Consider the following 26236-nt stretch of genomic DNA (forward strand, 5'->3'; position numbering starts at 1 on the left):
TCGATCAGCGAGGGAGGGCGATCAGCCCTCGACGGCCGCGATCTCGATCGGGGCGCCCGGGAGGGACGTGGTCTCGAGGATCTCGCCCGTCGCGGTGTCGACCGCGTGGATCTCGGAGGTGGCGGGCTCGGTCACGTACGCGACGTCGCCCAGCACGACCAGCGCGGGGTGCGCGTCCTGCCACTCGATCGGGCCGGACCACGGGGCGACGACCGGGTACGACGCGGTGATCTCTCCGGTGGTCACGTCGAGGGCGTGCAGCGCGCCGTCGGTGCCCAGGATCAGGCCGTTGTCGTCGCTCGTGCGGGCGATGCCGCGCCAGGTGTAGCCGACGCCCTCGGGCAGGTCGAGCACGGTGGAGGTCGTGGCGACGGTGTCGGTCAGCACCACGGAGGAGAGCTCGACGCCCTCCGCGTCCGGGTCGCTGTTGTAGTCGCCGATCGTGATCGCCGAGGTCTCGCTCACGTACTGGTTCCCGGTGCGGCCGTAGGCGTCCGGAGCCGCGATCTTCGTGAAGGCGCCGTCGTCGTAGACGAGCACGCCGTTGCTGCAGCCGAAGACCGCGATCTCGTCGGCGGCCGCGCCCTCGCCGTGCACGGCGGGGCAGTCCTCGCTGCGGCCGATCTCCTCGCGGGAGGAGTCGAGGGCGCGGACTCCGGTGCGCGACTCGCTGTCGCCGATCGTGGTCAGCAGGGTGCCGTCCTCGAGCTCGATCGAGACGCCGTGGTGCGCGGCGGGGGACTCGATCGTCTCGGACTCGGGCAGCTCGCCGTCGGCCACGGCCGGGGCGAGGTCGGCGGTGTCGAAGACGGTGGTCGCTCCGGTGCCGTCGGCGAACAGGATCGTCTTCCCGCCGTGGCGGACCACGTGGCCCGGGGTCGGTGCGTCGAAGACGAGGTCGGTCAGCTCGGGCTCGCCGGCTCCGGCGCCCGTGTCGAGGACCCGGAAGCCCTCCTCCGTCGACACGAGCACCGTGCGCCCGTCGCCCGCGGAGTTGACCCGGTTGAAGCCCGCGAGCTCGATGTCGGACTCGAGGTCCAGCGTCGTGCCGTCGAGCACGAGCAGTCCGCCGTCGTAGGTGAGGGCGACGCGCGGTCCCGAGGGGGCCGCGGAGGAGGTGGGCGACGCGGCGTTCCCGGAGCCCGAGCAGGCGGTGAGGGCGAGAGCCGCGGTGGCGGCGAGTGCGGCGGCGGCGAGCGCGCGGCGGTGAGGGGTGTTCATGGCTTCCTTCGTGGTCGAGCCGTTCCCGGCGCGTGGACGGAGTGTCAGGGAGACAGTCCGGTGGAGAGGAGGCGCTCGTTGCTGCGCATCATCTCGAGGTAGGTGGGAGCGCCTCCGTCGGGGGCGGTCAGGGATTCGGTGAACAGCGCGACGACGTCGACGTCGAGGTCGGCCTCGTCGGCGAGCACCTGCACGAGGCGGTCGGGCTGCGACGAGTCGGCGAAGATCGTCGGCACTCCGGCCTCCTCGATCGCCGAGGTCAGCTCCTCGAGGTCGGAGGCGCTGGGCGCCGCGAGCGTCGTCCCGCTCGGCAGCACCGCGCCGACCGCGCGGAAGCCGAAGCGGTCGGCGAGGTAGCCGAAGACGTGGTGGTTCGTGACGAGCGCGCGGCGCTCCTCCGGGATCGCGGCGAACGACGCCGTCATCTCGGCGTCCAGCGCCTCGAGCTCGCCCCGGTACGCGGCGACGCTCGTGGCGAGGGTGGAGGGATCCACTCCGTCGATCGCGAGGCGCGGCTCGAGGCCGTCGACGACGTCGATCATCCGCTGCGGGTCGGTCCAGAAGTGCGGGTCGACCTCGCCCTCCGCGTCGCCCTCGGTGTACGCGAGCGTCTCGATCAGGTCGCCCGCGGCGACCACCTCGACCCCCTCGGCGGCGGCCGCGTCGACGTGCTGCTGCAGTCCCTCCTCCAGGCCCAGCCCGTTCGAGACGATCAGGTCGGCGTCGAGCAGGCGCGCCGCCTCCCTGGCCGAGATCTCGAAGGAGTGCGGGTCGGCGTCGGGCGCCATCAGCGTCATCACCTCGGCCTGGTCGCCGACGAGGCGCTCGACGACGTCGCCGAGGATGTTCGTGGTGACGACGACGAGCGGCCCGTCGGCGGAGGCGGGGCCGGAGCATCCCGCGGTCAGAGCGCCGAGCGAGAGGGCGGTGGAGGCGGCGAGCGCACGGGCGAGGCGCCTCATCGTCCGGTCTCCACGAGGAGGCGGGCGTCGAGGGCGAAGCTGCGGGCGAGGCGGGCGGAGTCGTCGTAGTCGATCTCGTGCACGAGCCCGGTCGCGGGCGAGTTCACGTAGGCGCGCGACACGTCCACCTCGAGCGAGACTCCGGCGGGCAGGCGTCCGTCGACCAGGTCGGCGGCGAGCAGCGGGTCCGTGGCGGCGGCGCCCCCCTCCGGAGTCAGGGCGACGACGCGGCCGCTGCGGTCGAGGCCGACCACGGTGTCGTCGGTGTCCGAGACGGCGCTCGTCGCGAGCAGCGGCTCGGCGGTGGGGATCAGGGTCCAGGTGCGGGCGCGGGTGTCGAGCAGCCACGCTCCGCGCTCGCCGGCCACGGCGGCCACGGAGGGGCGGCCCGGGCGCGACGAGAACGCGCCGGCGACGTCGGCCGCGGCGGTCCCCTCCGGGTACGGGATGCGCTCGAACACGACTCCGTCGTCGCCCGCGACGGCCAGCACCGCGCCGTCGGCGCAGCCGAAGACCGCGCCGACCCGGGTGATCGCGGAGCCGCGCAGCTCGAGGCACTCCGCACTGTCGCCGGTCGCCTCGCCGTCGGCCGAGAAGACCGCGACGGAGGAGGCGCGCTCGTCGCCCTCCTCCGCGACGGAGCCCACGAGCACGTCGCCCAGCGGGAGCAGCGCGCCGTCGTGCGGCACGCCCTCGATCCGCCCGCGCTCCTCGATCCCGCCCGAGGCGAGCGCGTCGGCGTCGAGCACGACGCCCGTTCCGGAGTCGCCGAACCAGGCCGCGGTCAGGGTGGCGGAGGAGGCGACGCGCGCCTCTCCGGCACCGCCGTCGATCTCGCCCACGACGCGCGGCTCGGCGAGGTAGTAGTGGGAGTGGTCGCCGTGCGGCACCGTCCACGCCCCGCCGTCGACGATGCGGAGCACGCCGTCGGCCGAGGAGGCGAAGGCGTAGCGGCCGTCGGTCTCGAGCCGGGTGACGTCCCCGTCGAACTCGGCGAGCTCGACCGACTCCTCCGTGGCGGGGTCGAAGGCGCTGAGCACGGCGCCGGACAGGGTGACGAGGCGCAGCTGCGGCTCCTGCATCTCGGCGGCGCCCTGGATGTAGCCGTGGCCGTCGGAGTCTGCGGCGCCGGAACTCGTGGCGTCGGAACCCGTGGCGTCGGAGGCGGCGGGGGAGCTCGAGCAGGCGGCGAGGGCGAGCAGCGCGCCCGAGGCGGTGAGGAGCAGCGGGGTGGAACGGGGAGTCACGGGTGGGACGGCTCTTTCGTGTCGGCGGCGGAGGAGGTGGCGGAGTTGAACTCGGAGTCGGAACCGGAGACGGCAGCGGCGGCGAGCGGAACGGAGGCGGCGGCGGAGCTGGAGTCGCACGCGGCAGTGGCGGCGGGGTCGGAGTCGAAGCCGGCAGCCGCGGCGACCGGAGCGGCGGCGGCGGCCGGGACCGCGGCCAGCGCCGCTCCCGATCGCGCGGCCAGGCGGGCGACTCCCGCGCGCAGCGCCGCCGAGACCACGACGAGCCCGACGGACGCCGCGGCGATGCTCGCACCGGCGGCCGTCGCGGCGTACCAGGACACGAGCAGCCCGATCACGACGGCGACCGCGCCGAGGACGGCGGCCAGCGCCATGGTCGCGGGGATCCCGCGGGTCCAGTGCCCGGCGGCGGCGGCGGGCGCGAGCAGCAGGCCGACCACGAGGAGGCTCCCCACGGCTTGGTACGACGCGACGACCACGAGGGTGACCAGCCCGACCAGCACGACGTGCGCCAGTCGGGGGCGCAGGCCCAGCGTCGCGGCGACGCGCTCGTCGAACGCGAGAGCCACGAACGGGCGGTGGAACACGACGACGAGCACCAGGACGACGGCCAGTGCGACCGCCAGCAGCAGCAGATCCCCCTCGCCGATCGCGAGGACGTCGCCGAACAGGATCGCGGTGAGGTCGGTGGCGAAGGAGCGCGAGCGCGACACGATGATCACGCCCAGCGCGAGCATCCCGACGTAGAACAGGCCGATCGTGACGTCGGGGGAGGAGCGGGGGCGGCGGGCGACGAGGCCGACTCCCGCGGTCATCACGCCGGCGCTGACGGCCGCGCCGAGCACCGGCGGCAGGCCGAGGAGGGCCGCGATCGCGACCCCGGGGAGCAGTCCGTGCGCCATCGCCTCGCCGAGGAACGCCATGCCGCGCAGCACGACCCAGGTCCCGACGACGCCGCACAGCACGGCGACGAGCACGCCGCCCAGCAGGGCGCGCAACAGGAAGCCGGAGGTGAACGGATCGAGGAGGAAGGGCACGGGGCACGACCCTATATGAAAACGATTATCGTTATGATCAAGCCGTGACCTCCTCCGCCGCGCTCCTCGCCCCCGTCGTCCGCCTGCGCTCGGTCGACGCCGCGCACGACGGAGTCCCCGCGCTGCGGGGCGTCGACGTGACGCTCGACCGGGGCTCGCACACCCTGCTGGTCGGGCCGAACGGATCGGGGAAGTCGACGCTGCTCTCGGTGCTCGCGGGCGTGCATCCGCTCGTCGCGGGCACTGTCGACCGGGCGCCCGGAGTGTCGATCGGCGTCGTCGTGCAGCGCAGCGCCGTGCCGGACCGACTGCCCGTGACGGTGCGCGACGTGGTGTCGATGGGGCGCTGGGCGGGCCGGCCGCTCGGGCTGCCGCTGGGGCGGGCCGACCGCGCGATCGTGGACGAGTGCCTCGAGGCGCTCGACATCGGCGATCTCGCTCGACGGCCGCTGTCACGCCTCTCGGGCGGTCAGCGCCAGCGTGCGCTGGTCGCGCAGGGGCTCGCGCGACGCGCGGATCTGCTGCTGCTCGACGAGCCGACGTCGGGGGTGGATGCGCAGGCCCAGCGCCTCATCCGCCGGGCGGTGTCGCTCGAGCTGGCGCGCGGGGCGACGGTGGTGGAGGCGACGCACGACGCGTCGGATCTCGGGGTGGGGAGTGTGGTGGTGCGGCTGGTCGACGGGCGCCGGGTGGGGTGATCGGCGGGCGCCCCCCCGCCTCGCTGATCGAGCAGCCCGAGGGGGCGGGGCCGGAGCTGTGAAGGTGTCCGACGCCGGATGCGCCGACGCAACCTCAGTCGCGGAGGGGGTCTAACGCCTGACAGGCGAGACGCCCCTCGCTCAGCTGACGTTCTGCAGCCGACTCGAGTTCAGTCGAGCGTGTAGGCGCGCCCGTTGATGAGCAGGGTGTCGGGGTTGTCGACGCCGCGGTCCTCGGAGGTGTTCGACGACTCCGACGCGGCGGCGGGCTGGGCGGCCACACCCGTGGTGAGCAGGAGTCCGGCCGCGAGGGCGGTGATCATCTTCGTGCGGTTCATCGGCGTCGTCCTTGGCGTCGTGGTGTCCGTCGCACTCCGGGTTCGAAGGCGTCGTGCGGGCGAGACTACGGTCGGAGTCGATGAGGGCCCTGGGTCGTTCCTGTGATCCGCCTGTGCCCGACGGCTTCGTCGGGGCGAGGTCGCACGAGGACCGGCCCCCAGCCTATGTTCACGCTGCCACCGGCGGAAGAGCGGAGTCGAGCGGAGTCGCCCGGAGTCACCGCGCCAGCGCCGCCAGCTCCGCGCGGTTCCGCGCCCCCGCCTTGCGCAGCAGGTTCGAGACGTGGAACTTCGCCGTGTTGCCGCTGATGCCGAGGTCGTCGGCGATGCGCTGGTTCGAGGCGCCGAGCGTGATCAGGTGCAGCACCTCGCGCTCGCGGGCGCTCAGCTCGGCGAGGTCGAGGCCGTCGGGCTGAGCGGGCGGGTCCAGGGGCAGGCGGATCGACAGGGTCGAGCCCCAGCCGGCGGTCGACGTGATCGCGAGGTCGCCGTCGAGGCCGCGGACGCGCTCGGCGATCGGGCGCAGGGCCTCGTCGCGGGCGGTCAGCTCGCCGCGGCCGTCGTCGCGGATCTCGATCAGCAGGTTGAGCCCGTCGCAGTCCCACTGGATCCGCACGCGCCGCGTCTGCTCCGACTCGACGAAGGCCAGCACCGCGCTCCTGACGATGGCGCGGGCCGCGTGGGCGACCTCGCCGGGCAGGGCGCGACCGGTGGTCGGCGGCTCGACGAACTGCACGTCCAGGTCGCCGAAGCGCACGAGCGGGCGCAGGTCGCTCCGGAGGCGCGCGAAGGCGCCCACGACGGGCTCGAGCATGGCGCTGCGCTGCTCGTCCGTCGCGGTGCGCAGCTCGACGAGGGCGTTCGCGGCGATGTCGATGGCGACGGCGCGGGCCGCCCGATCGTCCAGGCGCTCGGCGCGCAGGGCGGCGAGCACCGACTCCAGTGCGACCGCGTGCCGGTCGGCCTGCTCGGCGACGGTGCGGGCGTGCTCGAGCAGCAGCGCGCGGGAGGCGGGGAAGGAGTCCATCCGTCGAACCTACCCGTCCTACCTCCTCCGAGGCCCGCCTACCTGATCGGGTAGGCGTGCCTGCTCCATCAGGGGGCCGACTCCGGCGACCGGCGAGAGCAGGCTGGACTCATGCCCGACATCGAGGACCCCACCGCAGACCCCGCGACGGCGCTGGCCGTGATCGTGGCCGAAGTGACCGCGGCGGCCACGTCCCTCACCGAGGACGACCGGCTCGAGCCCGTCGCCGCGCTGCTCGCCGACGCCGACCGCGTCTTCGTGCACGGCGCCGGCCGCTCCGGCCTCGCCCTGCGGATGACCGCCATGCGCCTCATGCACCTCGGTCTCGTCGTGCACGTGGTCGGCGACGTCACCACTCCTGCGATCCGCGAGGGCGACGTGCTGCTCACGGCGAGCGGCTCCGGCACCACGGGCGGCATCGTCCGCGCGGCGCAGTCGGCCGTGGACGCCGGTGCTCGAGTCGCCGCGATCACGACGGCCTCCGGATCGCCGCTGGCCGAGCTCGCCTCCGCGGTCGTGATCGTGCCGGCGGCCGAGAAGCTCGACCGCTCCGGGACCGCCTCCGCGCAGTACTCGGGCGGGCTCTTCGAGCAGGTCGTCGTGCTCACCGGCGACGCCCTGTTCCACGCGCTGTGGAAGCGCCGCGGCGAGAGCGCCGACGAGCTCTGGCCGCGCCACGCGAACCTCGAATGACCCCCGCACTCCCCGCACTCCCTAGAGAAAGAAGAACCCCGTGAAGCTCCAGTTCGCCATGGACACCCTCAGCACCGAGGCCGCCCTCGAGCTCGCCGCCGCCGCGGCTCCGCACGTCGACATCCTCGAGCTCGGCACCCCGCTCATCAAGAGCGTGGGCCTCTCGGCCATCACCGCGATCAAGGACGCCCACCCCGACAAGATCGTCTTCGCCGACCTCAAGACCATGGACGCCGGCGAGCTCGAGGCCGACATGGCCTTCACGGCCGGAGCCGACCTCGTGACGGTCCTCGGAGTCGCCGGCGACAGCACGATCGCGGGCGCGATCGCCGCCGGGAAGAAGCACGGCAAGGGCGTGGTCGTCGACCTCATCGGCGTGCCGGACAAGGCCGCCCGCGCCCGCGAGGTCGTCGCGCTCGGCGCCGAGTTCGTCGAGATGCACGCGGGCCTGGACGAGCAGGCCGAGGACGGCTTCACCTTCGACACGCTGCTGCGCGACGGCGAGTCCTCGGGCGTGCCGTTCTCGGTGGCGGGCGGAGTGAGCACCGCCACGATCGAGTCGGTGCAGTCCGCGGGCGCCGTGGTCGCCGTCGCGGGCGGCGCCATCTACGGTGCGCCGGACGTCGGCGAGGCCGCCGCGGCTCTGCGCGCGAAGATCTCCTAGCCGGATCGGGGGCCGGCTCCGCACCTCCGGCTCGTCACATCGTTTCGGCTCGCAGGACTCCCCGGATCCTGCGAGCCGAACGCGTTCCTGCAAGCCGCGCCCCGCCTCCGACGCGCTCCACTCGCCAAGAGTCGTCGTACTCGAGCGCCGAGTACGACGACTTCCGCGGAGTCGCGGGCCGCCAGGGTCGCCGCAGCCGCCCCACCGGTCAAGCCCCTCCCGCCCCTCCGGCCCGCACGATTGTCTGGAGGACCCGACACGACAGGAGCCCCGTGCAGTCCAGCACCACCCGCATCGCCCCCATCGAGACCTACGCCGACGACGACGGCTGGCACAACCGCATCGCCGACGCCCGCGTCCCGCTGACCCACCACTCCGACCGGGACGAGGCCGAGCGCGAGGGCGCCGCGATGGCCCGCCAGCGCGGCGGCGGCCACGTCGTGCACGACTGACGCCAGAGCGCGCCGAACCCGACATCCGTCCCTTATCGTGCCGCGTCCCACCCGGTCAAGTCTCTGTCCGCCCCCGCTGCGCCCGGCCTAGCCTGGCCCGTCGTGCCGCCCGATCCCGGAGCGCACGTGACGGGAGGACGACATGGCGACCACGAGTGAGCCCACCACGACGACCACCGACGGACAGAAGCTGAAGCGCCGCATCACCGGCCCGCTCCTCTTCTTCTTCATCCTCGGCGACGTGCTCGGCGCCGGCATCTACGCCCTCATGGGCACCCTCGCGAACGAGGTCGGCGGCGCCGTCTGGATGCCGCTGCTGCTCGCGCTGGGCCTCTCACTCCTGACGGCCGGCTCCTACGCCGAACTTGTCACCAAGTACCCGAAGGCGGGCGGCGCCGCGGTCTTCGCCCAGCGCGCGTTCCGCCGTCCGATCGTCTCGTTCCTCGTCGGGTTCGCGATGCTCGCGGCCGGAGTGACGAGCGCGGCCGGTCTGTCGCTCGCGTTCGCCGGCGACTACCTCGGCACCTTCCTCGACGTGCCCACCGTGCCCGCCGCGATCGTGTTCCTGATCCTGGTGGCGTGCCTGAACGCGCGAGGCGTGGCGGAGTCGCTCCTCAGCAACACGGTGATGACCGTGATCGAGGTCAGCGGCCTCCTCATCGTGATCGCCTGCGTCGCGCTGCTCGTCGCAGGCGGGGGCGGCGACCTCTCGCGCACGGTCGAGATCGGCGGCGAGCAGGGGCCCGCCCTCGCGGTGCTCGGCGGCGCGATCATCGCCTACTACTCCTTCGTCGGCTTCGAGACCTCGGCGAACGTCGCCGAGGAGGTCCGCGACCCCAGCCGCGTCTACCCGCGCGCCCTCTTCGGATCGCTGCTCGCCGCCGGTGCCGTCTACGTCCTCGTCGGCCTCGCCAGCTCGATCGCGCTGCCCGCCGACGAGCTGAGCGGATCCTCCGCGCCGCTGCTCGACGTCGTCACCGCCTCCGGAGTCGGCGTCCCGGCCTGGCTCTTCAGCCTCATCGCGCTGATCGCAGTCGCCAACGGCGCCCTGCTGACCATGATCATGGCCAGCCGCGTCACTTACGGCATGGCCGAGGAGCGGCTGCTGCCCGCCGTGCTGAGCAAGGTCCTGCCGAAGCGCCGCACGCCCTGGGTCGCGATCGTCGTCACCACCGTGGCGGCGTGCCTCCTGACGCTCGTCGGGGATCTGGCGACGCTCGCCGAGACCGTCGTGCTCCTCCTCCTGCTCGTCTTCATCAGCACCAACGTCGCGGTCCTGGTGCTGCGCCGCGACCGCGTCGAGCACGACCACTTCCGCGTCTGGACGGCGATCCCGGTCCTCGGAGTCGCGTCCTGCGTCCTCCTGCTCACGCAGCAGGACCCGATCGTCTGGGCCTACGGCGCCGCCCTGCTGGGCATCGGCGCCCTGCTGCACCTGGCGACGAAGCGCCGGAGCGAGCGCGGCGAGCGGGCCCGCGACCGCGACTGACCCCGGTCGCGCGCGGTCGGCCTGCAGAACGAAGGCTGAGCGGCGCGATCCTCTGGGAACAGGCCCGATCGCCCTCCTCGGCCTTATTCGCGACGGTCGAGACCCGCCCAGACGACGAGGACCTCCCGGGCCGAGCAGCAGCTCGACTCGGGAGGTCCTCGTCGTCAGGGCCGGATCACGTCGGACCAGGTCCGCCGCTCACCGCCCGCGCCTCACCGGCAGGTCAGCGCGGGGTGCGCCACCGTCTGCGTGTGCGCTCCCGCTCCGCCGCCGGACCGGCTCACCGCCACCGACACGTCGCCGGCCGGCAGCACCGCCAGGCGGGTGCTGAAGGCGTGGGTCGCCGCCTTGCCGGGCACGACCGACGCGAACGACTTCACGGTCGTCCCCCGGGTCATCGTCACGTCGACCGGCACCGCGTCGCGGTTGACCGAGGTGACCGTCACGACCGCCTTGCCCGAGATGCAGCGCACGGCGGCCGTGCTGGCGACGTTCAGCTTCGTCTCCTGCGCCGGCAGGACGAACGGAGCGAAGTCGATCCAGTCGACGTCCGGCGCGACCGCGTAGCCGGGCAGGACCCGGTCGTCGCTCGTGCTGGTCGTCGGGCCCTCGTCGATGAACAGCGTCGAGCGGGTGTTGCCGAAGGTCACCGGACCGGAGTCGGTCGCGAGGTCCAGCGGCAGGACCGCCTCCCAGAAGTTGCTGGAGGAGTAGGTGTAGCGGAAGGTGGTGCGGCCCACGAGGCCCGTGGTGCCGGCCTCCTCGGCCTGCAGCCCGAGGTCGACGACCTGCGGGTTGTAGTCGTGCGTCCCCTCGATGTCGTCGTTCGAGTAGTGCACGACGGCGTCGTAGGCGCCGGCCTTGTCGAAGCCCGGGAGACGGGGCACCGTGAGCGTGCCCTCGTTCGCCGGGTTCGCGTCGGTGATGCCGAGCCCCGTCACGTATCCGGTCCCGGATCCGTTGGTGAGGGCTCCGCCGAAGCCGGCGACCGCGGCCGTGCCGCCGAGGTCGACGGTGGCGAGGTCCTCGGCCTGCACGCGGACGATGGAGGCGTCACCCGCGACCGCACGGGTGGTCGTGACCGACCCGACGCGGACGCTGCCGGTGCTCGCCAGCTCGACCTCGCTGATGCCCTCGGGCAGGTGGACGCGGACCGTCGTCGTGCCCGGCGCGAAGGTCCCCGCGCGGCGGCCGTTGACGTCGACCGTCAGCGAGGTGCCGGCGGCACCCTCCCACGCCACGGCGAGGTCGTAGTAGCCGGACTCGAACGTCGACGGGTAGAGGTCGGCGCGCTCGCCGGTCTCGAGCGAGAGGCGTCCGCCCGAGAGCGTCGCACCGTCGATCAGGCGGAACGCGGTCGCCGGGTACTCGACGGACTCGGTGTTCGCCGTGTCGCCGACCCGGACGAGCTCGAAGCGGTCGAGCGTCACTCCGCCGTCGGCACCGGCGCCGGGCAGGAGGGTCGTCCCGTCCTTGCTGGTGCGCACTCCGACGGTGTGGGTGCCGGCGCTGAGGGCGACGTACACCTCGGCACTGCCGCGGGCGACGGTGCGGACGTTGCTCGGCTTGATCGCGTTCGCTCCGTACTGGGCGAGCGTCGAGAACGCGCCGTCGACGAAGACCGCGTGCTGCGCGGCCCTGCCGGGCGTAGCCCCGAGGATCTGCAGGCGGTAGAGGCCGGCCTGCGCCACCGAGACGGTCCAGTCGGCGCGCGAGCCCACGGCGGCGAAGCCGGAGACGTCGCGGTCGCCGGAGGCGCGGTAGCCGTCGGGCGTGCGGGTGGCCGCGGCGGTGAGGCGCGTGGCCTCGGCCTCGATCACGTGGCGCTCGCCCTGGGCGGCGGCGGCCGCCTCCACGTCGCGGGTCGCGGCGGGAGTGACGACGACCTGGTAGGCGCTCGACGAGTTCGCGGAGGGGATCCGGAGCTCGACGCGACCGTTCACGACGGACACGGCGTCGTCGGCGAGGACGACCCGGGGAGTCCCCGCGATGCCGTCGGTGCCGCTGACGACGGCCTCGCGGACCTCGACGTCGACGGAGGGGCCGAAGGTCGCGCTGTCGAGGCCGTTCAGCGTCAGCGCGCCGTCACGGCCGTCGGGGATGCCCGCGACGATGACCTGGGCGCGGTCGGCGTCCCGGTCGATCGCGGCGATCGCCTTCTCGCGGTTCGTGGTGACCGCAGCCGTGCGCGATCCGGTCATGTCGCCGTACCACTTGAAGAGCCACCAGCCGCCGTTCGCGGCGTTGACCTTGGCCTGGTTGTCCGAGAGCGTGCCGGAGGCGGTCCAGTAGGCCGTCTGGGCGTCGATCTTGGCCGCCTCGAAGCCGGCGAACCAGCGCAGGAGGTTGGCGGGCGAGCTCATGTCGGTGCTGGCGCCCCACTCGGTGATGTTGATCGAGGGGATGTCGGCGGCGGCGATGCCCACCTCGGCGGCGTAGCGGCGGAAGTCCGACGCGCGGTCGGGGAGCCACTGGTAGCCGCGGAGCTCGTGCCAGACGTAGATGTCGGGCACCGTGTTCGTCGCGCGGGCCATGTTCAGGAACGTCTTGATGTTGCCCTCACCACGCCAGGCGGCGTCTCCGGGGCCCGCGATCTGCGGACGTGCGAGACCGTGCTTCGCGTAGGTGGCGGTGATGACGTCCCACGCCGCCTTCCAGTCGGTCGCCCCACCGGGGGTGAAGCTGTTCGGCTGGTTGCCGACGTGCATGTAGCGGTTGTAGAGGTCGTCCGAGTTCAGCCACTGCAGGTCGACCTCGTTGAACGGGATGAAGACGTACTTCTCGGGGTTCTCGGCCTCGCGGGCGACCTCGTCGACGACGATCTCGAGCACCTCGAGGTAGTCCCAGACGCCGTTCGGAGCAGAAGTGAACACGTCGGTCAGGCGTCCGCTCGCGTCGCGGACGTAGCTGCGGTCGTCACCGGGGCGCTTCCCGCCGTTGTAGGGCCAGTCGGGGTAGTAGTCCTGGGTGTAGAGGTAGAGGTCCTCGCCGTACTTGTCGAAGAAGGTCTTCTCGACGGTGAAGGCGTCGCCGCCCGGGTGCTGCGTGCCGAACGGGGGCTTCTGCGACACGTTGGTCATCGCCGCGCCGTTGACGAGCGCCTGCGTGGGCGAGCCCTCGTCGCCGAGGCCGTAGAGGGTGCCGGAGGCTCCTCCGCGGAACTCGCCCGTGTCCTGACCGAAGTCGACGGCGATCGGCTCGGTCGGCCGCGCCGTGACCGTGACGGTCGTGGTGAACGGGGTCGACCATCCGGCGACGGTGCCGTTCACGGTGAACGTCGCACCGGCGGTGGCGTAGGCCGAGGCGGGGACGGCGTCCCAGGTGATCGCCGCGGTGGCGGGCCCGGACTCGCGCGTGACGTTCACGGTCGCGGGGAGGGCCGGCGCGACCTTCGCGGCGGTGGAGACGCTGAAGCTCTGACGCTCGACCGACACGATCGCGCCCGCGTCCTCGAGGTAGGCGTTCGAGACCTGCTCAGCCGTGAGGGCGGTGCGGTAGACCGCGAAGTCGTCGAACTGGCCGCCGAAGAACGCGGCGTAGGGCCCAGCCCACGGCACGCGGCCGATGAGGCCCGAGCGGGTGCTGGACGGCGAGGCGAGCTTCGCGAAGTCGAGCGAGACCGCCTCCGTCCGCACGAGCGAGCCGTTGATGTAGTACGAGACGGAGTCTGTCGTGGCGACCGTGGTGATCTGCGCCCAGGTGTTCGTGGGCAGCGGCGTGGAGGACACCGCCTTGACCTCGGTGCCGGTGTTGGCCGCGGCCTTCGACTGCCCGCCCTCGTTCGGCACGTGGTAGAGCCCCCAGTTGTCGCGGGGGAGCGCGTCGCTGCCGATGATGTAAGACCACGGGAGCTGGCCGGCGTTGGCGCCGTCCCACTTGATCCAGGTCGAGACGGTCATCGCCGACGTGTCCGCGAAGAGTCCCGCGGGGATGTCGAGGTAGGGCGCGGCGGTCGTCGACGAGCCCTGCGCCCCTCCGGGGAAGAGGCCGGAGGCGCCGGACCCGGCGACCGGACCGGTTCCGCGCGGCAGCGACGTCGCGTTGCGGACGCGGGCGTCGAAGGCGGAGCCGAGGGATCCCTGGTTGGCGATGGTGGCCGCCGAGGGGTTCTGGTCGAACGTGTAGAGGACGGCGGGGGTGGGAGGAGTGTCGACCGCTGCCGCGGGACCGCCGCCGACGAGTGTCGAGGCGGCCAGCACCGGCAGTGCGACCAGGGCGGCGATCGAGGCGGTGATCCGCCTCGAGAAGGGGTGGGGAGTGTGCATCGGTTCCTCAACGCTGAGAAGGGATCTGGACTCGCTGTCGAGGCGAGGTCGAGACGGGTCGGTGCCAGCACGATATCGATATCACGAGCTGATCTCCAGACATTTCTGAAATCGCTACCAGACTCCATCGCCCGGCCGGCCGAGCGTGCAGATAACGCTTTCATCACGGGCTTGCACTTTCGTGAAATCGGTATCAGTATCTGTCCAGTCCCGATTCCGGGACCACGCCCTTCCCACTCCGCGACGACGAGGAGCCCCTGTGCCCGAGCAGCTGACCTGGGGGCCCCGCGACGGGCTCCGACTGACCTTCGACTGCCCGCCCGGTGCTCCGCTCGCGCTGTCCGCCGTCGCCGCTCCCGGCGTCCGGCTCGAGGCGACGCACGTCGCCCCGTTCTTCGAGATCACCACCGCCGCCGCCGGCCACGACCCCGCGAGCTCCCGCCTCACCCACACCCGCATCGGTGCGGCGATGCGCTACGTCTCGCACCGCGAGAGCCTCGTCGACGGAGTCGCCGTCCTCGAGATCGAGGCCGAGGCTCCGTCGTTCGGCGTCGTCGCCCGGGCGGTACTGCGGCAGGTCGTCGGAGTCCCGGCCGTCACGTCCGAGGTCGCGGTCGGAGCGCTGTCGCGCCAGGTCCTGCGCTCGGTCGCGTCCTGGAGCGCCGACGTCGGGGCCCCGTCCGGCGCCGACGGCAAGGACGCGTTCACCCGCTGGTCGCTGCTGCGCGGAGAGAACGACTGGCTGGGGGAGGGGCGCTGGCGCACCGCGCCCGCCCGCGACTCCGGATTCGTGACGCTCCGCGAGGACATCACCGGCCACGACCCGCGCGGCGCGGTCGGCGCCGTGTCCACCGGCAGCTGGTCCACCGGCTCGCACCTCCCGGTCGGCGGCCTCCTCGCCCCCGACGCCGCCCTGCTCTGGCAGATCGAGCACAACGGAGCGTGGCGCTGGGAGGTGGGCGAGGACATCGACGGCGGAACGCTCGCCCTCTCGGGTCCGACCGACCTCGATCACGGCTGGATCCGCGCCCTCGAAGCGGGGGACGTCTTCACCTCGGTCCCGGTGACCGTGGCGCTCGGAGCCACGGCCGACGCCGCGGTCTCCGCGCTGACGCACCACCGTCGCGCGACCCGCCGGTCCCACCCCGACGACACCGCCCTGCCCGTCGTCTTCAACGACTACATGAACACCCTCAACGGCGACCCGACCACCGAGAAGCTGCTGCCGCTGATCGACGCCGCGGCCGCCGCGGGTGCCGAGATCTTCTGCATCGACGCCGGCTGGTACGACGAGAGCGGCGTGCCCGGCGGCTGGTGGAGTAGCGTCGGGGCCTGGCAGCCGTCCGCGAAGCGCTTCCCCGGCGGTCTCGGCGAGGTCGTCGATCGGATCCACGGGCACGGCCTGGTCCCGGGCCTCTGGCTCGAGCCGGAGGTGATCGGCGTCGACAGCCCGATGGCCGACCGCCTCCCCGACGATGCGTTCCTGCAGCGCTGCGGCATCCGCATCGAGGAGCACGAGCGCTTCCACCTCGACCTCCGCCACCCGGCCGCCGTCGCCCACCTCGACGAGACGGTGGACCGCCTCGTCGCCGACTTCGGCATCGGCTTCTTCAAGTTCGACTACAACATCGACGCGGGCCCGGGCACCGACGCGGCCTCCGACTCCGTCGGCGACGGACTGCTCGGCCACAACCGCGCCTACCTGGCCTGGCTCGACGCCCTGCTCGACCGGCACCCGACCCTGGTGATCGAGAGCTGCTCCTCCGGGGCGATGCGCCAGGACTGGGCCGTGATGTCGCGGCTGCAGATGCAGTCGACCTCCGACCAGCAGGACTTCCGCCTCTACCCGCCGATCGCGGCCGCGGCGCCGATGATGCTCCTCCCGGAGCAGGCGGCCAGCTGGGCGTACCCGCAGGCCGACATGGACGACGAGGAGATCGCGTTCTGCCTGGTCACGGGCCTCCTCGGCCGGTTCTACCTCTCGGGCTACCTCAACCGGATGTCCGACCCGCAGCTCGCGCTGGTGCACGAGGCCGTCACCGCGGCCAAGTCGCTCCGCGGTGCGATCGCCTCCTCCGTGCCCCGCTGGCCGCTCGGCCTGCCCGGCTGGACCGACGACGCGGTCGCCCTGGCGCTGCGCACCGAGGACGAGCACCTCGTCTCCCTCTGGCGCCGCAGCGGCACGGACGACGTCGTGCTGCACTTCCCGGAGCTGCTCGGGCAGGACGTCGACGTGTCGGTCGTCTTCCCCGTGGCGCTCCCGGCCTGGGGCGCCGACTGGGACGCGTCCACGGCCCGCCTCACCGTCCGGCCCACCGGCTCCGGTCCCTCCGCCCGAACCTTCCGACTGTCCCTCCGCACCACCTGACCCCCCTGCCGGGTCCACCCGTCCCGGCATACCCTCTCCACACACAGAAAGCTCGAGTATTTCGATGAAGAAGTCACTCCTCAGTGCGGCCGTCCTCACGGCCGCCTCCGCCCTGCTCCTCGCCGGCTGCAGCGACCCGGGGGCCGGCGGCGGCACCGACGGCGGCGCGGCCGCGCCCGCCTCCTGGCCCGCCCAGGACGCCGACCTCGAGGGCACCGAGCTCACCATCTGGGCCGCGCAGAACTCGAACACCGTCCCGGAGTCGGTCGTCGAGGGCTTCGAGGAGCTCACGGGCGCTTCCGTCGAGATCGAGACGATCCCGGACCCCTACGAGCAGGGCGTGCAGACCAAGGTCGCCACCGGCGACAAGCCCGACCTGGCGTTCTGGCAGCCCACCGCCTCGCAGCTCACCGCGCTCAACGCGACCACCAACCTGCAGAGCCTCGACGGCGCTCCCTGGCTCGAGGACTTCGATCCCGCGCTCGCCGACATCACCGGCACGCTCGACGACACCCGCTACGCGGCGCTGGTCTCGACCCCCGCGGTCGAGGGCGTCTACTACAACAAGAAGGTCTTCGAGGAGAACGGCATCACCGAGCTCCCCACCGACTGGGCCTCGTTCCTCGAGACCGCCCGCCAGCTCAAGACCGCGGGCGAGACCCCGTTCTTCGAGATGGGCGCCGACCGCTGGGCCACCCAGTGGTGGGTGCAGGTGCAGCTCGCCGACGCCGCGGCCGACGGCCTCTGGGACCGCGTCAACTCCGGCGAGGAGAAGTTCACCGACCCGACCATCCAGGGGGCGATCGACTCCTACAAGGGCCTGATCGACGAGGGCCTCTTCAACGAGGACATCAAGACCGCCACCTTCGAGGACCAGGGCGCCGCCCTCCTCGCCGGTGACGCGGCGATGGTCGTGCAGGTCAACTCCTTCTTCGGCCAGCTGCAGTCGCTGTCCGACACCGAGACGCTGAACGACACGATCGGCTTCTTCCCGATCTCGCCCTCGGGCAACGTCGGCACCTTCATCCCCGACCAGTCGAACGCTCTCGTGGCCTTCAAGACCGGTGACGAGAAGAAGGAGGCGGCCTCGCGCCAGCTCCTCTCCTACTGGCTCGGCGACGGCTACGCCGACTTCGTCGAGGCGCAGAACACCATCTCGCTCGAGCCCTCGGTCACCACGCCCGACACCGTCCCCACCGCGCTCGTCTCGGTCAGCGAGTCGGTCGGCACCTCCGTGGGCTCGATGCAGGCCCTGGCGATCGCCAACCCGGACCTGTACATCTACCTCGCCGACATGATCCAGGGCACCAAGACCCCGGAGGAGGTCGCGCAGGCGACGCAGGACCAGTTCGCGCAGCTCGCGAAGGCTCAGGGAGCCACCGGCTTCTAGCCACTCGACGCCGGGGCCCGTCCGCACGACGGGCCCCGGCACTCCTCCCCATCGAAAGGCAGTGACCGCGTGTCCACCACCCGAGCAGCCGCGCCTCCCCGCGTCCTCGCCCGCGCCCTGAAGTCCGACGGGTCGCCCCGCGGTCGCCGGTCCGATCATCCGCTGGTCTTCCTCGTGCCGGCCCTCGTCGTGCTGGTCGTGTTCTTCTTCGTGCCGACACTCTTCAACTTCGTCTACGCGTTCACCGACTGGTCGAGCTTCAAGTCGGCCATCGGCTTCGTCGGGATCTCGAACTTCGTCGACCTGTTCCAGAGCGGCACGCTGATCCAGGCGCTGCGGGTGACACTGGTCTACGCGGTGCTCGTCGCGGTGTTCCAGAACCTGTTCGGGCTGATCCTGGCGCTGCTCTTCGAGAAGGACACGCGGGTCAACCGCTTCGCCCGGGTGATGTTCTTCATCCCGGTGATCATGTCGGCGCTCGCCGTCGGCTACGTGTTCCAGGCGCTGCTGAAGCCCGACGGCGCGCTCAACGGCATCCTGTCGTTCGTGACCGGCCAGACCGTCTCGACCGCGTGGCTCGGCGACACCACGTGGACGATCGTCGTCGTCGCCCTCATCCACTCGTGGAAGTGGATGGGCCTCTCGATGCTGATCTACCTGGCGGGCCTCAAGACGATCAGCGGCGACGTGCTCGAGGCCGCGCGCCTCGACGGATCCTCGTGGTGGCAGACGTTCCGCGACATCCGCTTCCCGCTGATCGCGCCGGCGCTGACCTTCAACGTGGCGACCGCGCTGCTCGGATCGATGAACGGCTTCGACATCGTGCAGGCGACCACCGAGGGCGGCCCGGGCGGCACGACCGAGCTGCTCAACATCTTCATCTTCCGCACCTTCGGCCAGGGCCTGTTCGCCCAGGCGACCACGATGAGCCTCATCCTCTTCGTCGCCGTCGCCCTCCTGGCCTTCCCCGTCATCCGCATCCTGCGCCGTCGAGAGGACGTGCTGTGAGCACCATGGTCGAGAAGCTCGCTCCGGCGCGGAACCCCGCACCTGCTCCCACCCCCGTCCGGAACCGCCCGTCCGCCTCGCGGACGCTCGCCCGCCTCGCGCAACCCACCGCCGCGCTCGCGGCCGTCGTCCTGCTCCTGGGCGTCCCGTTCTGGCTCATCGTCAGCACCGCGGGCAAGACCCAGGCCGAGGCGCTGAACCCGAACCTCGCGGCTCCGTCGCAGTGGCAGCTGCTCGAGAACTTCGCCACCGTCTTCACCGACGGGCGGATGGTGCAGGCGTTCCTCGGCAGCGTGCTCGTCATGGTGCCGTCGGTGCTGGGAGTGCTCGTGCTCGGCTCGATGGCCGCGTGGATCCTGGGCCGCCGCACAGGGCGGGGGATGGCCCTCGTCTACGCCCTCGCGATCAGCGGCATCGTCCTGCCGCCGGCCGTCGTGACCGTGGTGCTCCTCCTGCGCCAGCTCGGACTCGCCGGCACCGCCGTCGGCATGGTCGGCGTGTACATGGGGATGTACCTCTCGACGGTGATCTTCTTCGTCACCGGCTTCGTCCGGACGATCCCGGCGGAGCTCGAGGAGGCGGCCCGGGTCGACGGGGCGCGACCGTTCCGGGTGTTCTTCACGATCATCCTGCCGCTGCTGATGCCCGTGCTCGCGACGGCGACGATCCTCATCTGCCTGTACATCTGGAACGACGTCTTCTACGCGCTGTTCGTGGTCGGCGGGCGGCTCGACACCCTGCCGCTGAACCTCTACCAGGTGGCCAGCGCGGGGCTCTACCTCCAGAACTGGCACCTGATCTTCTCCTATATCATCCTGATGAGCCTGCCCCTCCTCCTGGTGTTCGTCTTCGCCCAGCGCAAGATCATCTCGGGCATCACGAGCGGCGCGGTGAAGTGAGCGCCTCCGAGACCGACGCGGCGCCGGTCGCCTCCGCCCCCTCGTGGCTCGCCCTGCACCAGCGCGACGGCCGAGGACGGAAGCGAGACGACATGAAGCGGGACAGGGCGGCGAAAGCCCCGGTCATCGCCGACGTCGCGGCGCTCGCGGGAGTCTCGGTGCCCACGGTCTCGCGGGTGCTCACGGGTGCCGCGAAGGTGGCTCCCGACAAGCGCGAGCGCGTGCTCGCCGCGATCGCCGAGCTCAACTACCGCCCCAGCGCCGCCGCGCGCACCCTCGTCACCCGCCGCTCCCGCACGATCGCGGTCGTCGCCGGCAACACCTCGCAGTACGGCTACGCCGAGGCGATCCGCGGCATCGAGGAGGAGGCGCGCGCCGGCGGCTGGACCGTCACCATCACGGTCATCGAGTCGGCCGACCCGGACGACATCGAGAAGGCGCTCTCGCTCGTGCTGAGCCAGAGCCCCGACGGCATCGCGGTGCTGAAGTTCGACCCGCCCGGCGTCGCCATGGTCGCGGCGCTGCCGCCCGGAGTGCCGGTCGTCGCGCTCTCCGGGGTGCGCGGGCGGGGGATCCCGCAGGCCGTGCTCGACGAGCTGCACGCGGCCCAGGCGCTGACCGAGCACCTGCTCGGACTCGGACACCGGACCGTGCACCACGTGCGCGTGCCGCCGTCGCGCCGCGAGGACGGCCGGACCACGGGATGGCGCCGGGCGCTGAAGGAGGCGGGCGTCGCCGTGGCGCCGACTCCGCTCGAGGCGACCTGGGAGCCGGAGTCGGGGCGCGCTCTGGCGCACCGGCTCGCGGAGGATCCCGAGGTCACGGCGGTGTTCTGCGGCAACGACGAGATCGCGATGGGGGTCATCAAGGGGCTCACCGAGTCGGGGCTCCGCGTCCCGGAGGACGTCAGCGTGGTCGGCTTCGACGACCATCCCCTCGCGCGGATGTGGACCCCCGCGCTGACGACGGTGCGCCAGGACTTCGCGGGCCTCGGCCGCCGCGGCTTCGGCCTGCTGCTGCGCGCGATGGAGGACGGCGGGGGCGCCACCTTCTCGTCGGAGCGCCCCGAGCTGATCGTCCGCGAGAGCTCGGCGCCCCCGCGCGCGTCCCGCTGACGGGTCGGCTCCGGGCGGTGGTGGGTCCCGATACGCCGTTGCGCGGCTGCTCGTCGGGCGGGGGGTTCGTGTCGGTCCGCGTCGTCGTCCTGTCCGGAACCGAGGTCAGGAGGGCTCGAGGGGTGCGTACGAGTCGTCCGCGCGGCTCCCGACCTCGGTTGCGGACCGCTCGGCCCGCAGAACCAAGGCTGAGTGCCGAGATGCGAGCGGAAACCGCCGCATCGGGTCGATGAGCCTTACTTCTGAGGCACGCCGCGGCGACGGTGGTGTCGATCAGCCGTTCCCGGTGACGGCGTCCGCCTACCGCGCGCGCAGCAGTGCCAGGAACTCGTCGGCCATCTCGAGCTGCTCCTCGAGCTTCGCGCGGCGGGCGGCGGCGTCGGCGACGAACGCATCGAGGCGCGTGCGGATCGCGGCCGCCTCCTCCGCGGTAGCCGCGCTCTCGAGGCTGTCGACGACGCTCAGCAGCTCGGCCATCGCGTCGAGCGAGAAGCCGAGCGGCTTCATCCGGCGGATGAGGAGCAGCCGGTCGACGTCGCGCTCGGTGTAGAGGCGGAACCCGCCGACCGTGCGTCCGCTCGGCTTCAGCAGCCCGACCTCGTCGTAGTGGCGGAGGGTGCGCAGCGACATCGAGGAGCGGTCGGCGAGCTCGCCGATGCGCAGGGTCGCCTCGACCTCCTCGGCCGTCCGCTCGTCCGTCACTCACTGCTCCGCTCGCTCGGGGTGTCCGCAAACCTCACGTTGCGGTAGGTTTGCTGTCGATCCGCTCCCCGCCCCCATTCTCCGGCACGGCCGGAGCGGTCCCGGCGCGATGTGGCGCTCCTCCCTCGACAGCCGCTCGACAGAGCCGACCCGCCCCGGAGCCACCCCATGGCCGTTCCCGCCCGCCCCGTTCCCGCCCGCCCCCAGCCCGTGCACCGGGTCATCACCGTGCTCGACGCGCTGCGCTCCCCGCGGCAGCTGTCGCGCGAGGTCCTCGCCGGCATGGTGACCACACTCGCCCTCGTGCCCGACGTGATCTCGTTCTCGGTCGTCGCGGGCGTGGATCCGATGGTCAGCCTCGTCTCGTCGATCGTGCTCGCGCTCACCATGTCGATCCTCGGCGGGCGGCCCGGAGTGATCACGGCGGCCGCCGGATCCGTCGCGCTCGTCATCGCCCCGCTCGTGAGCGAGCACGGGGTGCAGTACGTTCTGCCCACGGTGATCCTGGCCGGGGTGATCCAGATCGTGTTCGGCCTCGCCGGCCTCGCTCGGCTGATGCGGTTCATCCCGCGCTCGGTGATGATCGGCTTCGTCAATGCGCTCGGGATCCTGATCTTCGTCGCGCAGGTGCCGCACGTGATCGGGGTGCCGTGGGTCGCGTACGTGCTCTTCGCCGTGACGCTCGCGATCATCCTGGTGCTGCCGCGCTTCACCAAGGCGGTGCCGGCTCCGCTCGTCGCGATCGTCGTCGTGACCACCGCCGTGATCGTCGCCGGACTCGTCGTGCCGGACGTCGCCGACGAGGGGCCCCTCACCGGCCAGCTGCCCGGCATCACCCCGTTCCTGGTGCCGCTGACGCTCGAGACGCTGCAGCTGATCCTGCCGACCGCGCTGAGCGTGGCGTTCGTCGGGCTGATGGAGACGCTGCTGACGGCGAAGCTCGTCGACGAGATGACGGACACCCCGTCGCACAAGGGCCGCGAGTCGTGGGCGCTGGGCGTCTCGAACATCCTCGCGGGCTTCTACGGCGGCATCGCAGGCTGCGCGATGATCGGGCAGACCGTGCTGAACGTGAAGACCGGACGCGCGCGCACCCGCCTCTCCACCGTCGTCGCCGGGGTGTTCCTCCTGGCGCTCGTGACCGGGCTGAGCTCGCTGATGGGGCGGATCCCGATGGTGGCGCTCGCCGCGGTGATGATGATCGTGGCGATCACGACGGTCGACTGGCACAGCCTCCGTCCGTCGACGCTGCGGCGGATGCCGCTGCCCGAGACGCTGGTGATGGTCGTCACCGTGGTCGTCGTGGTCGCGACCGACAACCTCGCGCTCGGCGTGCTGGTGGGGGTGGTGCTGGCGATGGTCCTGTTCGCGCGCCGGGTCGCCCACGTGATCGCGGTCGAGCGGATCCTCGCCGAGGACGGCGAGTCGGTGCGCTACGACGTGACCGGGCCCCTCTTCTTCGGCAGCAGCAACGACCTGGTCGACCGCTTCGCCTACGCCGACGACCCCGCGCACGTGGTGGTCGACCTCCGGCACGCGCAGATCTGGGACGCCTCGACCGTCGCGGCGCTCGACTCGATCGAGACGAAGTACCGCGACCACGGCGCGACCGTGTCGATCGAAGGGCTCGACGAGCGCAGCACCGGGTTCCACCGCCGGTTGACGGGGCGGCTCGGTTCCTGAGCAGCGGTCAAGCCCCTGGGGCCTGGCGGCCGGAACCGCTGGGATGGAGGCGAACGGAAGGAACACCATGTCGACCGAACCCTCCCGCGAGGACCTGCCGCTGCCCGACTGGAACGACATCCCGCTCGGCACGGTCGCCGAGCGCATCCGCCCCCTGGACGAGGAGGGCGTCGTCGCCCTGCTGAGCTACGAGGAGGCGCACGGGGACCGCGCGCCGATCACCACGATCCTCCGCTCGCGCCTCGCTCAGCTGCGCGAGGGCGCCGAGCCCGCCGGCCGCGTTCCGGAGTCGCTGCCCGAGACGTCGCAGGGATCCACCGGGTCGCCGGTGTCGCCCGCGACGTCCGGGCCGCCGATCAATCCGCCGTCGCACGGGGTGCCGACGAACCCCGCTCAGCCGCGCTGACTGCACACGGTCCGCACAGTGAGGCTTGCCACAATGGGGGACAGCCGATGACGGCGACCGGACGAGGGAGCAGTACCCGGACAGCGACAAGACTGACTCGGTAGGAGTCGTCATGTCCTGGATCGTGCTCGTTCTCTCGGGGGTCCTCGAAGCCGTGTGGGCCACCGCCCTCGGCAAGTCCGAGGGATTCACCCGCGTCGGCCCGACCGTCGTGTTCGGAGTCACCGTCGTGGCCAGCATGGCCGGCCTCGCGTACGCGATGCGCGAGCTGCCCACCGGCACCGCCTACGCGGTCTGGGTCGGGATCGGCGCCTCGCTGACCGTGCTGTACGGCATGTTCTTCGGCGGCGAGGGCTTCTCGCTCGTGCGCACGCTGCTGGTGTTCGGAATCGTCGCGTGCGTGATCGGGCTGAAGGTCCTGCACTGATCCGCGAGACGCCGCTCCGGTCCGCGACACGCCGGGGTGGGCGTCCCGAACCGGCATCTCGCTGTGCATCCCGAGGGGTGGTTGCAGGAGAACGCGCGTTCCCCGTAGGCTCGGAGCATCAGGGGAGAACGATCGTTCTACTGCTCTCCCCGTCTGCTTGAGGAGGAACCATGCCCACTCGTTCTGCACGCACCGCCTGGAACGGCTCGCTCGAGACCGGCGAGGGCCAGGTCGAGCTCTCGAGCTCGAAGCTCGGCACCTACGACGTCTCGTTCCCGAAGCGCGCCGCCGACGACGCCAACGGCGCGACCAGCCCCGAGGAGCTCCTCGGCGCCGCCCACTCGGCCTGCTACGCCATGCAGTTCTCGGCCGTGCTCGGCCAGGCCGGCGGCACCGTCGAGGCGCTCGACGTCCGCGCCGACGTCTCGCTCGGCCCGGACTCCGCGGGCGGCTTCAAGCTGACCGGCATCAACCTCGTCGTCAGCGGAGAGGTCTCCGGTATCGACGAGGCCGCGTTCCTGAAGGCCGCCGACGAGGCCAAGGCCACCTGCCCGGTCTCGAAGGCGCTGACCGGAGTCGAGATCACCCTCGACGCCACCTTCGAGAGCTGAGCCCCGGCTCCACGCACTTCGAGCACCCCGTCGCGCACTGCGGCGGGGTGCTCGTGCGTCCGCCCCCCCTTTCTTGCTGATCGAGTAGCCCGCGGAGCGGGCGTATCGAGATCCGCCGGCGACGGGGGGCTTCTTCTGGGCCGGCTGGGTCTCGATACGCCCCTGCGGGGCTACTCGACCAGCAGGGAGGGGAGGCGTTCGCGACTCCGGTAAGGATCGCGGCGGAGCCGGACAGGGAAGACTGTGCAGATGCCTCCCGCCGACGAGCGACGAGAGCGGTTCGAGGCGCTGGTCGCCCGGACCGCGGATCCGGTGCGCCGTTACCTCCACCGCAGGACCGATGAGGCCACGGCCGACGACGTCCTGTCCGAGACGATGATCGTGCTCTGGCGCCGGATCGACGCCGTGCCGGAGGAGGAGATCGCCTGGGCGATCGGAATCGCCCGCCTGCAGCTCGCCAACGCCGAGCGCGGCCGCCGACGGCAGGACAGGCTGGCGCATCGCATCCTGGTCGTCGACCCGCCGCGGGACACCGGACCCGAGCCCGACGACGACGTCGCCGACGCCGTCTCGCGGGTGCTCGCGCAGATGAAGCCCGCCGACGCCGAGCTGCTCCGGCTCTCGGTCTGGGAGGAGCTCGCCCCCCGCGAGATCGCGGACGTGCTCGGGGTGACTCCGGGTGCCGTCTCGGTGCGGCTGCACCGGGCCCGCGCGAGATTCGCGGCTCTCTGGAGTAAGACCGGCGGCGGCGCCGGACATGCAGGAGAAGAGGAGGGGAGCGGACGATGACCGATCCTGATGCGCACGAGCTGCGCCGGCTGATCCGCGCCGCCGACCCCGCCTCGTCGCTCGCGCCCCTGCGCGACGACCAGCTCGCCCGACTCGTGGAGGACGCCATGACCCAGAATCCCGCCACCACTCCCGCCCGCACGACCGCCCGCCGCCGGGCGCCCCTCTTCGGCGGAATCGGCGCGCTCGCCGGAGGGCTCGCGGCCGCCGCCGTCGCGCTGACCCTCGCGCTCGGCCCCGGTTCCGCGCCGACCCGTCTCGATCAGCCGCCGGCCGGCAGCGGCCTCAGCGCGATGTGCGCGGTGGTGACCGCCGAGGCGATCGCCGACTCCGACACCGCCTTCCGCGCCGAGGTGACCGGCATCGACGGGGACGTCGTGACCCTGTCGGTCCTCGACGTGCTGCACGGCGAGGTCGGCGACACGGTGACGGCGCCCCAGGGCGGCGGCACGGCGATCGACGGCGAGCCTCTGCAGTTCGCCGAGGGCGAGACCTACCTGCTCGCCACCCGCGACGGCGTGATCTCGACCTGCGGGCTGAGCGGCGAGGACTCGCCGGAGCTCGAGGCGCTGTACACGGAGGCGTTCGGAGGCTGAGTCCGTCAGCAACCGAGGTCGGATCGGCGAGGCGTGGCCCGAACCGCCGTTCCGGCCGCTCCTGCCCTCGGTTGCGAACACAGAGGCAGCGCCAGGAGACGGGCAAGCGCTTTCCAGAAGCGACCCGACCCGGGTAGCATCGGAACTCC

General features: G+C 72.2%; 24 protein-coding genes and 1 riboswitch. Of the genes, 16 read left to right on the top strand and 8 right to left on the bottom strand.

The window, feature by feature from the left end:
* Nucleotides 1-21: 21 nt before the first annotated feature.
* Genes aztD through aztB form a run of 4 tightly spaced genes read right to left on the bottom strand, consistent with a single transcriptional unit; the run spans nt 22 to nt 4467 of the window.
* Nucleotides 22-1221, bottom strand: coding sequence for a zinc metallochaperone AztD (gene aztD, locus ASF48_RS01790; RefSeq protein ID WP_055785482.1), 1200 nt, complete (start codon nt 1219-1221; stop codon nt 22-24).
* Between the two features lie 44 nt (nt 1222-1265).
* A complete protein-coding gene (gene aztC / locus ASF48_RS01795) occupies nt 1266-2183 on the bottom strand; it encodes a zinc ABC transporter substrate-binding protein AztC (protein WP_055785485.1) in 918 nt (305 codons plus the stop codon).
* Nucleotides 2180-3430: a hypothetical protein gene (locus ASF48_RS01800; protein ID WP_055785493.1), complete on the bottom strand. Its 1251-nt coding sequence runs from the start codon at nt 3428-3430 to the stop codon at nt 2180-2182. Before ASF48_RS01800 ends, aztC begins: the two co-directional genes overlap by 4 nt.
* The gene (aztB, locus tag ASF48_RS01805) at nt 3427-4467 is read right to left on the bottom strand and encodes a zinc ABC transporter permease AztB (protein ID WP_082480918.1); all 1041 of its coding nucleotides are present in this window, start codon (nt 4465-4467) and stop codon (nt 3427-3429) included. Before aztB ends, ASF48_RS01800 begins: the two co-directional genes overlap by 4 nt.
* Nucleotides 4468-4511: 44 nt before the next feature.
* Between aztB and aztA the strand changes: the two genes are divergently transcribed.
* Nucleotides 4512-5165, top strand: a complete 654-nt coding sequence (aztA, locus tag ASF48_RS01810) for a zinc ABC transporter ATP-binding protein AztA (protein WP_230672528.1) — start codon at nt 4512-4514, stop codon at nt 5163-5165.
* 170 nt (nt 5166-5335) lie between these two features.
* On the opposite strand, the gene ASF48_RS19205 is transcribed toward aztA, so the two are convergent.
* Both ASF48_RS19205 and ASF48_RS01815 read right to left on the bottom strand, forming a co-directional pair.
* Nucleotides 5336-5503: a hypothetical protein gene (locus tag ASF48_RS19205; RefSeq protein ID WP_157602134.1), complete on the bottom strand. Its 168-nt coding sequence runs from the start codon at nt 5501-5503 to the stop codon at nt 5336-5338.
* 217 nt (nt 5504-5720) lie between these two features.
* Nucleotides 5721-6530, bottom strand: coding sequence for a LuxR C-terminal-related transcriptional regulator (locus tag ASF48_RS01815; protein WP_055785496.1), 810 nt, complete (start codon nt 6528-6530; stop codon nt 5721-5723).
* Between the two features lie 111 nt (nt 6531-6641).
* On the opposite strand from ASF48_RS01815, the gene hxlB reads away from it, so the two are divergent.
* The 4 genes from hxlB (at nt 6642) to ASF48_RS01835 (ending at nt 9828) form a co-directional block, all read left to right on the top strand.
* On the top strand, nt 6642-7223 hold the full coding sequence (gene hxlB, locus ASF48_RS01820; RefSeq protein WP_055785511.1) for a 6-phospho-3-hexuloisomerase: 582 nt from the start codon (nt 6642-6644) through the stop codon (nt 7221-7223).
* 40 nt (nt 7224-7263) lie between these two features.
* A complete protein-coding gene (gene hxlA, locus ASF48_RS01825) occupies nt 7264-7887 on the top strand; it encodes a 3-hexulose-6-phosphate synthase (RefSeq protein ID WP_055785514.1) in 624 nt (207 codons plus the stop codon).
* Between the two features lie 272 nt (nt 7888-8159).
* Nucleotides 8160-8339 carry a DUF2188 domain-containing protein gene (locus tag ASF48_RS01830; RefSeq protein WP_055785518.1) on the top strand — a complete coding sequence of 60 codons (180 nt, stop codon included), beginning with the start codon at nt 8160-8162 and terminating at the stop codon, nt 8337-8339.
* Between the two features lie 142 nt (nt 8340-8481).
* Entirely contained in the window at nt 8482-9828 is a 1347-nt protein-coding gene (locus ASF48_RS01835; RefSeq protein ID WP_055785521.1) for an APC family permease, read from the top strand.
* 212 nt (nt 9829-10040) lie between these two features.
* On the opposite strand, the gene ASF48_RS01840 is transcribed toward ASF48_RS01835, so the two are convergent.
* A complete protein-coding gene (locus ASF48_RS01840) occupies nt 10041-14093 on the bottom strand; it encodes a LamG-like jellyroll fold domain-containing protein (protein ID WP_055785524.1) in 4053 nt (1350 codons plus the stop codon).
* Nucleotides 14094-14352: 259 nt separating this feature from the next.
* On the opposite strand from ASF48_RS01840, the gene ASF48_RS01845 reads away from it, so the two are divergent.
* From ASF48_RS01845 to ASF48_RS01865, 5 genes are all read left to right on the top strand, one after another.
* The gene (locus tag ASF48_RS01845; RefSeq protein WP_055785527.1) at nt 14353-16461 is read left to right on the top strand and encodes a glycoside hydrolase family 36 protein; all 2109 of its coding nucleotides are present in this window, start codon (nt 14353-14355) and stop codon (nt 16459-16461) included.
* A gap of 64 nt (nt 16462-16525) precedes the next feature.
* Nucleotides 16526-17851, top strand: a complete 1326-nt coding sequence (locus ASF48_RS01850) for an ABC transporter substrate-binding protein (RefSeq protein ID WP_055785530.1) — start codon at nt 16526-16528, stop codon at nt 17849-17851.
* 69 nt (nt 17852-17920) lie between these two features.
* The gene (locus ASF48_RS01855) at nt 17921-18859 is read left to right on the top strand and encodes a carbohydrate ABC transporter permease (RefSeq protein ID WP_235577166.1); all 939 of its coding nucleotides are present in this window, start codon (nt 17921-17923) and stop codon (nt 18857-18859) included.
* Nucleotides 18860-18864: 5 nt separating this feature from the next.
* Complete coding sequence (locus tag ASF48_RS01860) at nt 18865-19758, top strand: carbohydrate ABC transporter permease (RefSeq protein WP_082481069.1); 894 nt, start codon at nt 18865-18867, stop codon at nt 19756-19758.
* Between the two features lie 92 nt (nt 19759-19850).
* Nucleotides 19851-20873, top strand: coding sequence for a LacI family DNA-binding transcriptional regulator (locus ASF48_RS01865; protein WP_055788757.1), 1023 nt, complete (start codon nt 19851-19853; stop codon nt 20871-20873).
* A gap of 300 nt (nt 20874-21173) precedes the next feature.
* Here ASF48_RS01865 and ASF48_RS01870 read toward each other — a convergent pair whose 3' ends face one another.
* Nucleotides 21174-21575: a MerR family transcriptional regulator gene (locus ASF48_RS01870; RefSeq protein ID WP_082480919.1), complete on the bottom strand. Its 402-nt coding sequence runs from the start codon at nt 21573-21575 to the stop codon at nt 21174-21176.
* Nucleotides 21576-21743: 168 nt separating this feature from the next.
* On the opposite strand from ASF48_RS01870, the gene ASF48_RS01875 reads away from it, so the two are divergent.
* The 6 genes from ASF48_RS01875 to ASF48_RS01900 all read left to right on the top strand — a co-directional run bounded on the left by ASF48_RS01875 (nt 21744) and on the right by ASF48_RS01900 (nt 26087).
* The gene (locus ASF48_RS01875) at nt 21744-23258 is read left to right on the top strand and encodes a SulP family inorganic anion transporter (protein ID WP_055785533.1); all 1515 of its coding nucleotides are present in this window, start codon (nt 21744-21746) and stop codon (nt 23256-23258) included.
* Nucleotides 23259-23325: 67 nt separating this feature from the next.
* On the top strand, nt 23326-23664 hold the full coding sequence (locus ASF48_RS01880; RefSeq protein ID WP_055788763.1) for a hypothetical protein: 339 nt from the start codon (nt 23326-23328) through the stop codon (nt 23662-23664).
* A 38-nt stretch (nt 23665-23702) separates the two neighbouring features.
* Nucleotides 23703-23766: riboswitch (guanidine-III (ykkC-III) riboswitch) on the top strand.
* Between the two features lie 10 nt (nt 23767-23776).
* Entirely contained in the window at nt 23777-24091 is a 315-nt protein-coding gene (locus ASF48_RS01885) for a DMT family transporter (protein WP_055785535.1), read from the top strand.
* A gap of 170 nt (nt 24092-24261) precedes the next feature.
* Nucleotides 24262-24702, top strand: coding sequence for an OsmC family peroxiredoxin (locus ASF48_RS01890; RefSeq protein ID WP_055785538.1), 441 nt, complete (start codon nt 24262-24264; stop codon nt 24700-24702).
* Nucleotides 24703-24951: 249 nt separating this feature from the next.
* On the top strand, nt 24952-25491 hold the full coding sequence (locus ASF48_RS01895; RefSeq protein WP_055785542.1) for an RNA polymerase sigma factor: 540 nt from the start codon (nt 24952-24954) through the stop codon (nt 25489-25491).
* Nucleotides 25488-26087, top strand: a complete 600-nt coding sequence (locus tag ASF48_RS01900) for a hypothetical protein (protein ID WP_055785544.1) — start codon at nt 25488-25490, stop codon at nt 26085-26087. The genes ASF48_RS01895 and ASF48_RS01900 overlap by 4 nt, the downstream gene beginning before the upstream one ends.
* Nucleotides 26088-26236 lie beyond the last annotated feature (149 nt).

This window comes from Rathayibacter sp. Leaf299, from assembly GCF_001423055.1.
Classification (GTDB): Bacteria; Actinomycetota; Actinomycetes; order Actinomycetales; family Microbacteriaceae; genus Rathayibacter; species Rathayibacter caricis.

Bases quoted from the DNA above. Each gene is read 5' to 3' on its own strand.
- aztC (WP_055785485.1), bottom strand. From the start codon at position 2,183: ATGAGGCGCCTCGCCCGTGCGCTCGCCGCCTCCACCGCCCTCTCGCTC.
- ASF48_RS01815 (WP_055785496.1), bottom strand. From the start codon at position 6,530: ATGGACTCCTTCCCCGCCTCCCGCGCGCTGCTGCTCGAGCACGCCCGC.
- ASF48_RS01840 (WP_055785524.1), bottom strand. From the start codon at position 14,093: ATGCACACTCCCCACCCCTTCTCGAGGCGGATCACCGCCTCGATCGCC.
- aztD (WP_055785482.1), bottom strand. From the start codon at position 1,221: ATGAACACCCCTCACCGCCGCGCGCTCGCCGCCGCCGCACTCGCCGCC.
- ASF48_RS01860 (WP_082481069.1), top strand. From the start codon at position 18,865: ATGGTCGAGAAGCTCGCTCCGGCGCGGAACCCCGCACCTGCTCCCACC.
- ASF48_RS19205 (WP_157602134.1), bottom strand. From the start codon at position 5,503: ATGAACCGCACGAAGATGATCACCGCCCTCGCGGCCGGACTCCTGCTC.
- hxlB (WP_055785511.1), top strand. From the start codon at position 6,642: ATGCCCGACATCGAGGACCCCACCGCAGACCCCGCGACGGCGCTGGCC.
- ASF48_RS01890 (WP_055785538.1), top strand. From the start codon at position 24,262: ATGCCCACTCGTTCTGCACGCACCGCCTGGAACGGCTCGCTCGAGACC.
- ASF48_RS01900 (WP_055785544.1), top strand. From the start codon at position 25,488: ATGACCGATCCTGATGCGCACGAGCTGCGCCGGCTGATCCGCGCCGCC.
- ASF48_RS01850 (WP_055785530.1), top strand. From the start codon at position 16,526: ATGAAGAAGTCACTCCTCAGTGCGGCCGTCCTCACGGCCGCCTCCGCC.
- ASF48_RS01895 (WP_055785542.1), top strand. From the start codon at position 24,952: ATGCCTCCCGCCGACGAGCGACGAGAGCGGTTCGAGGCGCTGGTCGCC.
- ASF48_RS01875 (WP_055785533.1), top strand. From the start codon at position 21,744: ATGGCCGTTCCCGCCCGCCCCGTTCCCGCCCGCCCCCAGCCCGTGCAC.
- ASF48_RS01835 (WP_055785521.1), top strand. From the start codon at position 8,482: ATGGCGACCACGAGTGAGCCCACCACGACGACCACCGACGGACAGAAG.
- ASF48_RS01865 (WP_055788757.1), top strand. From the start codon at position 19,851: ATGAAGCGGGACAGGGCGGCGAAAGCCCCGGTCATCGCCGACGTCGCG.
- ASF48_RS01885 (WP_055785535.1), top strand. From the start codon at position 23,777: ATGTCCTGGATCGTGCTCGTTCTCTCGGGGGTCCTCGAAGCCGTGTGG.
- ASF48_RS01880 (WP_055788763.1), top strand. From the start codon at position 23,326: ATGTCGACCGAACCCTCCCGCGAGGACCTGCCGCTGCCCGACTGGAAC.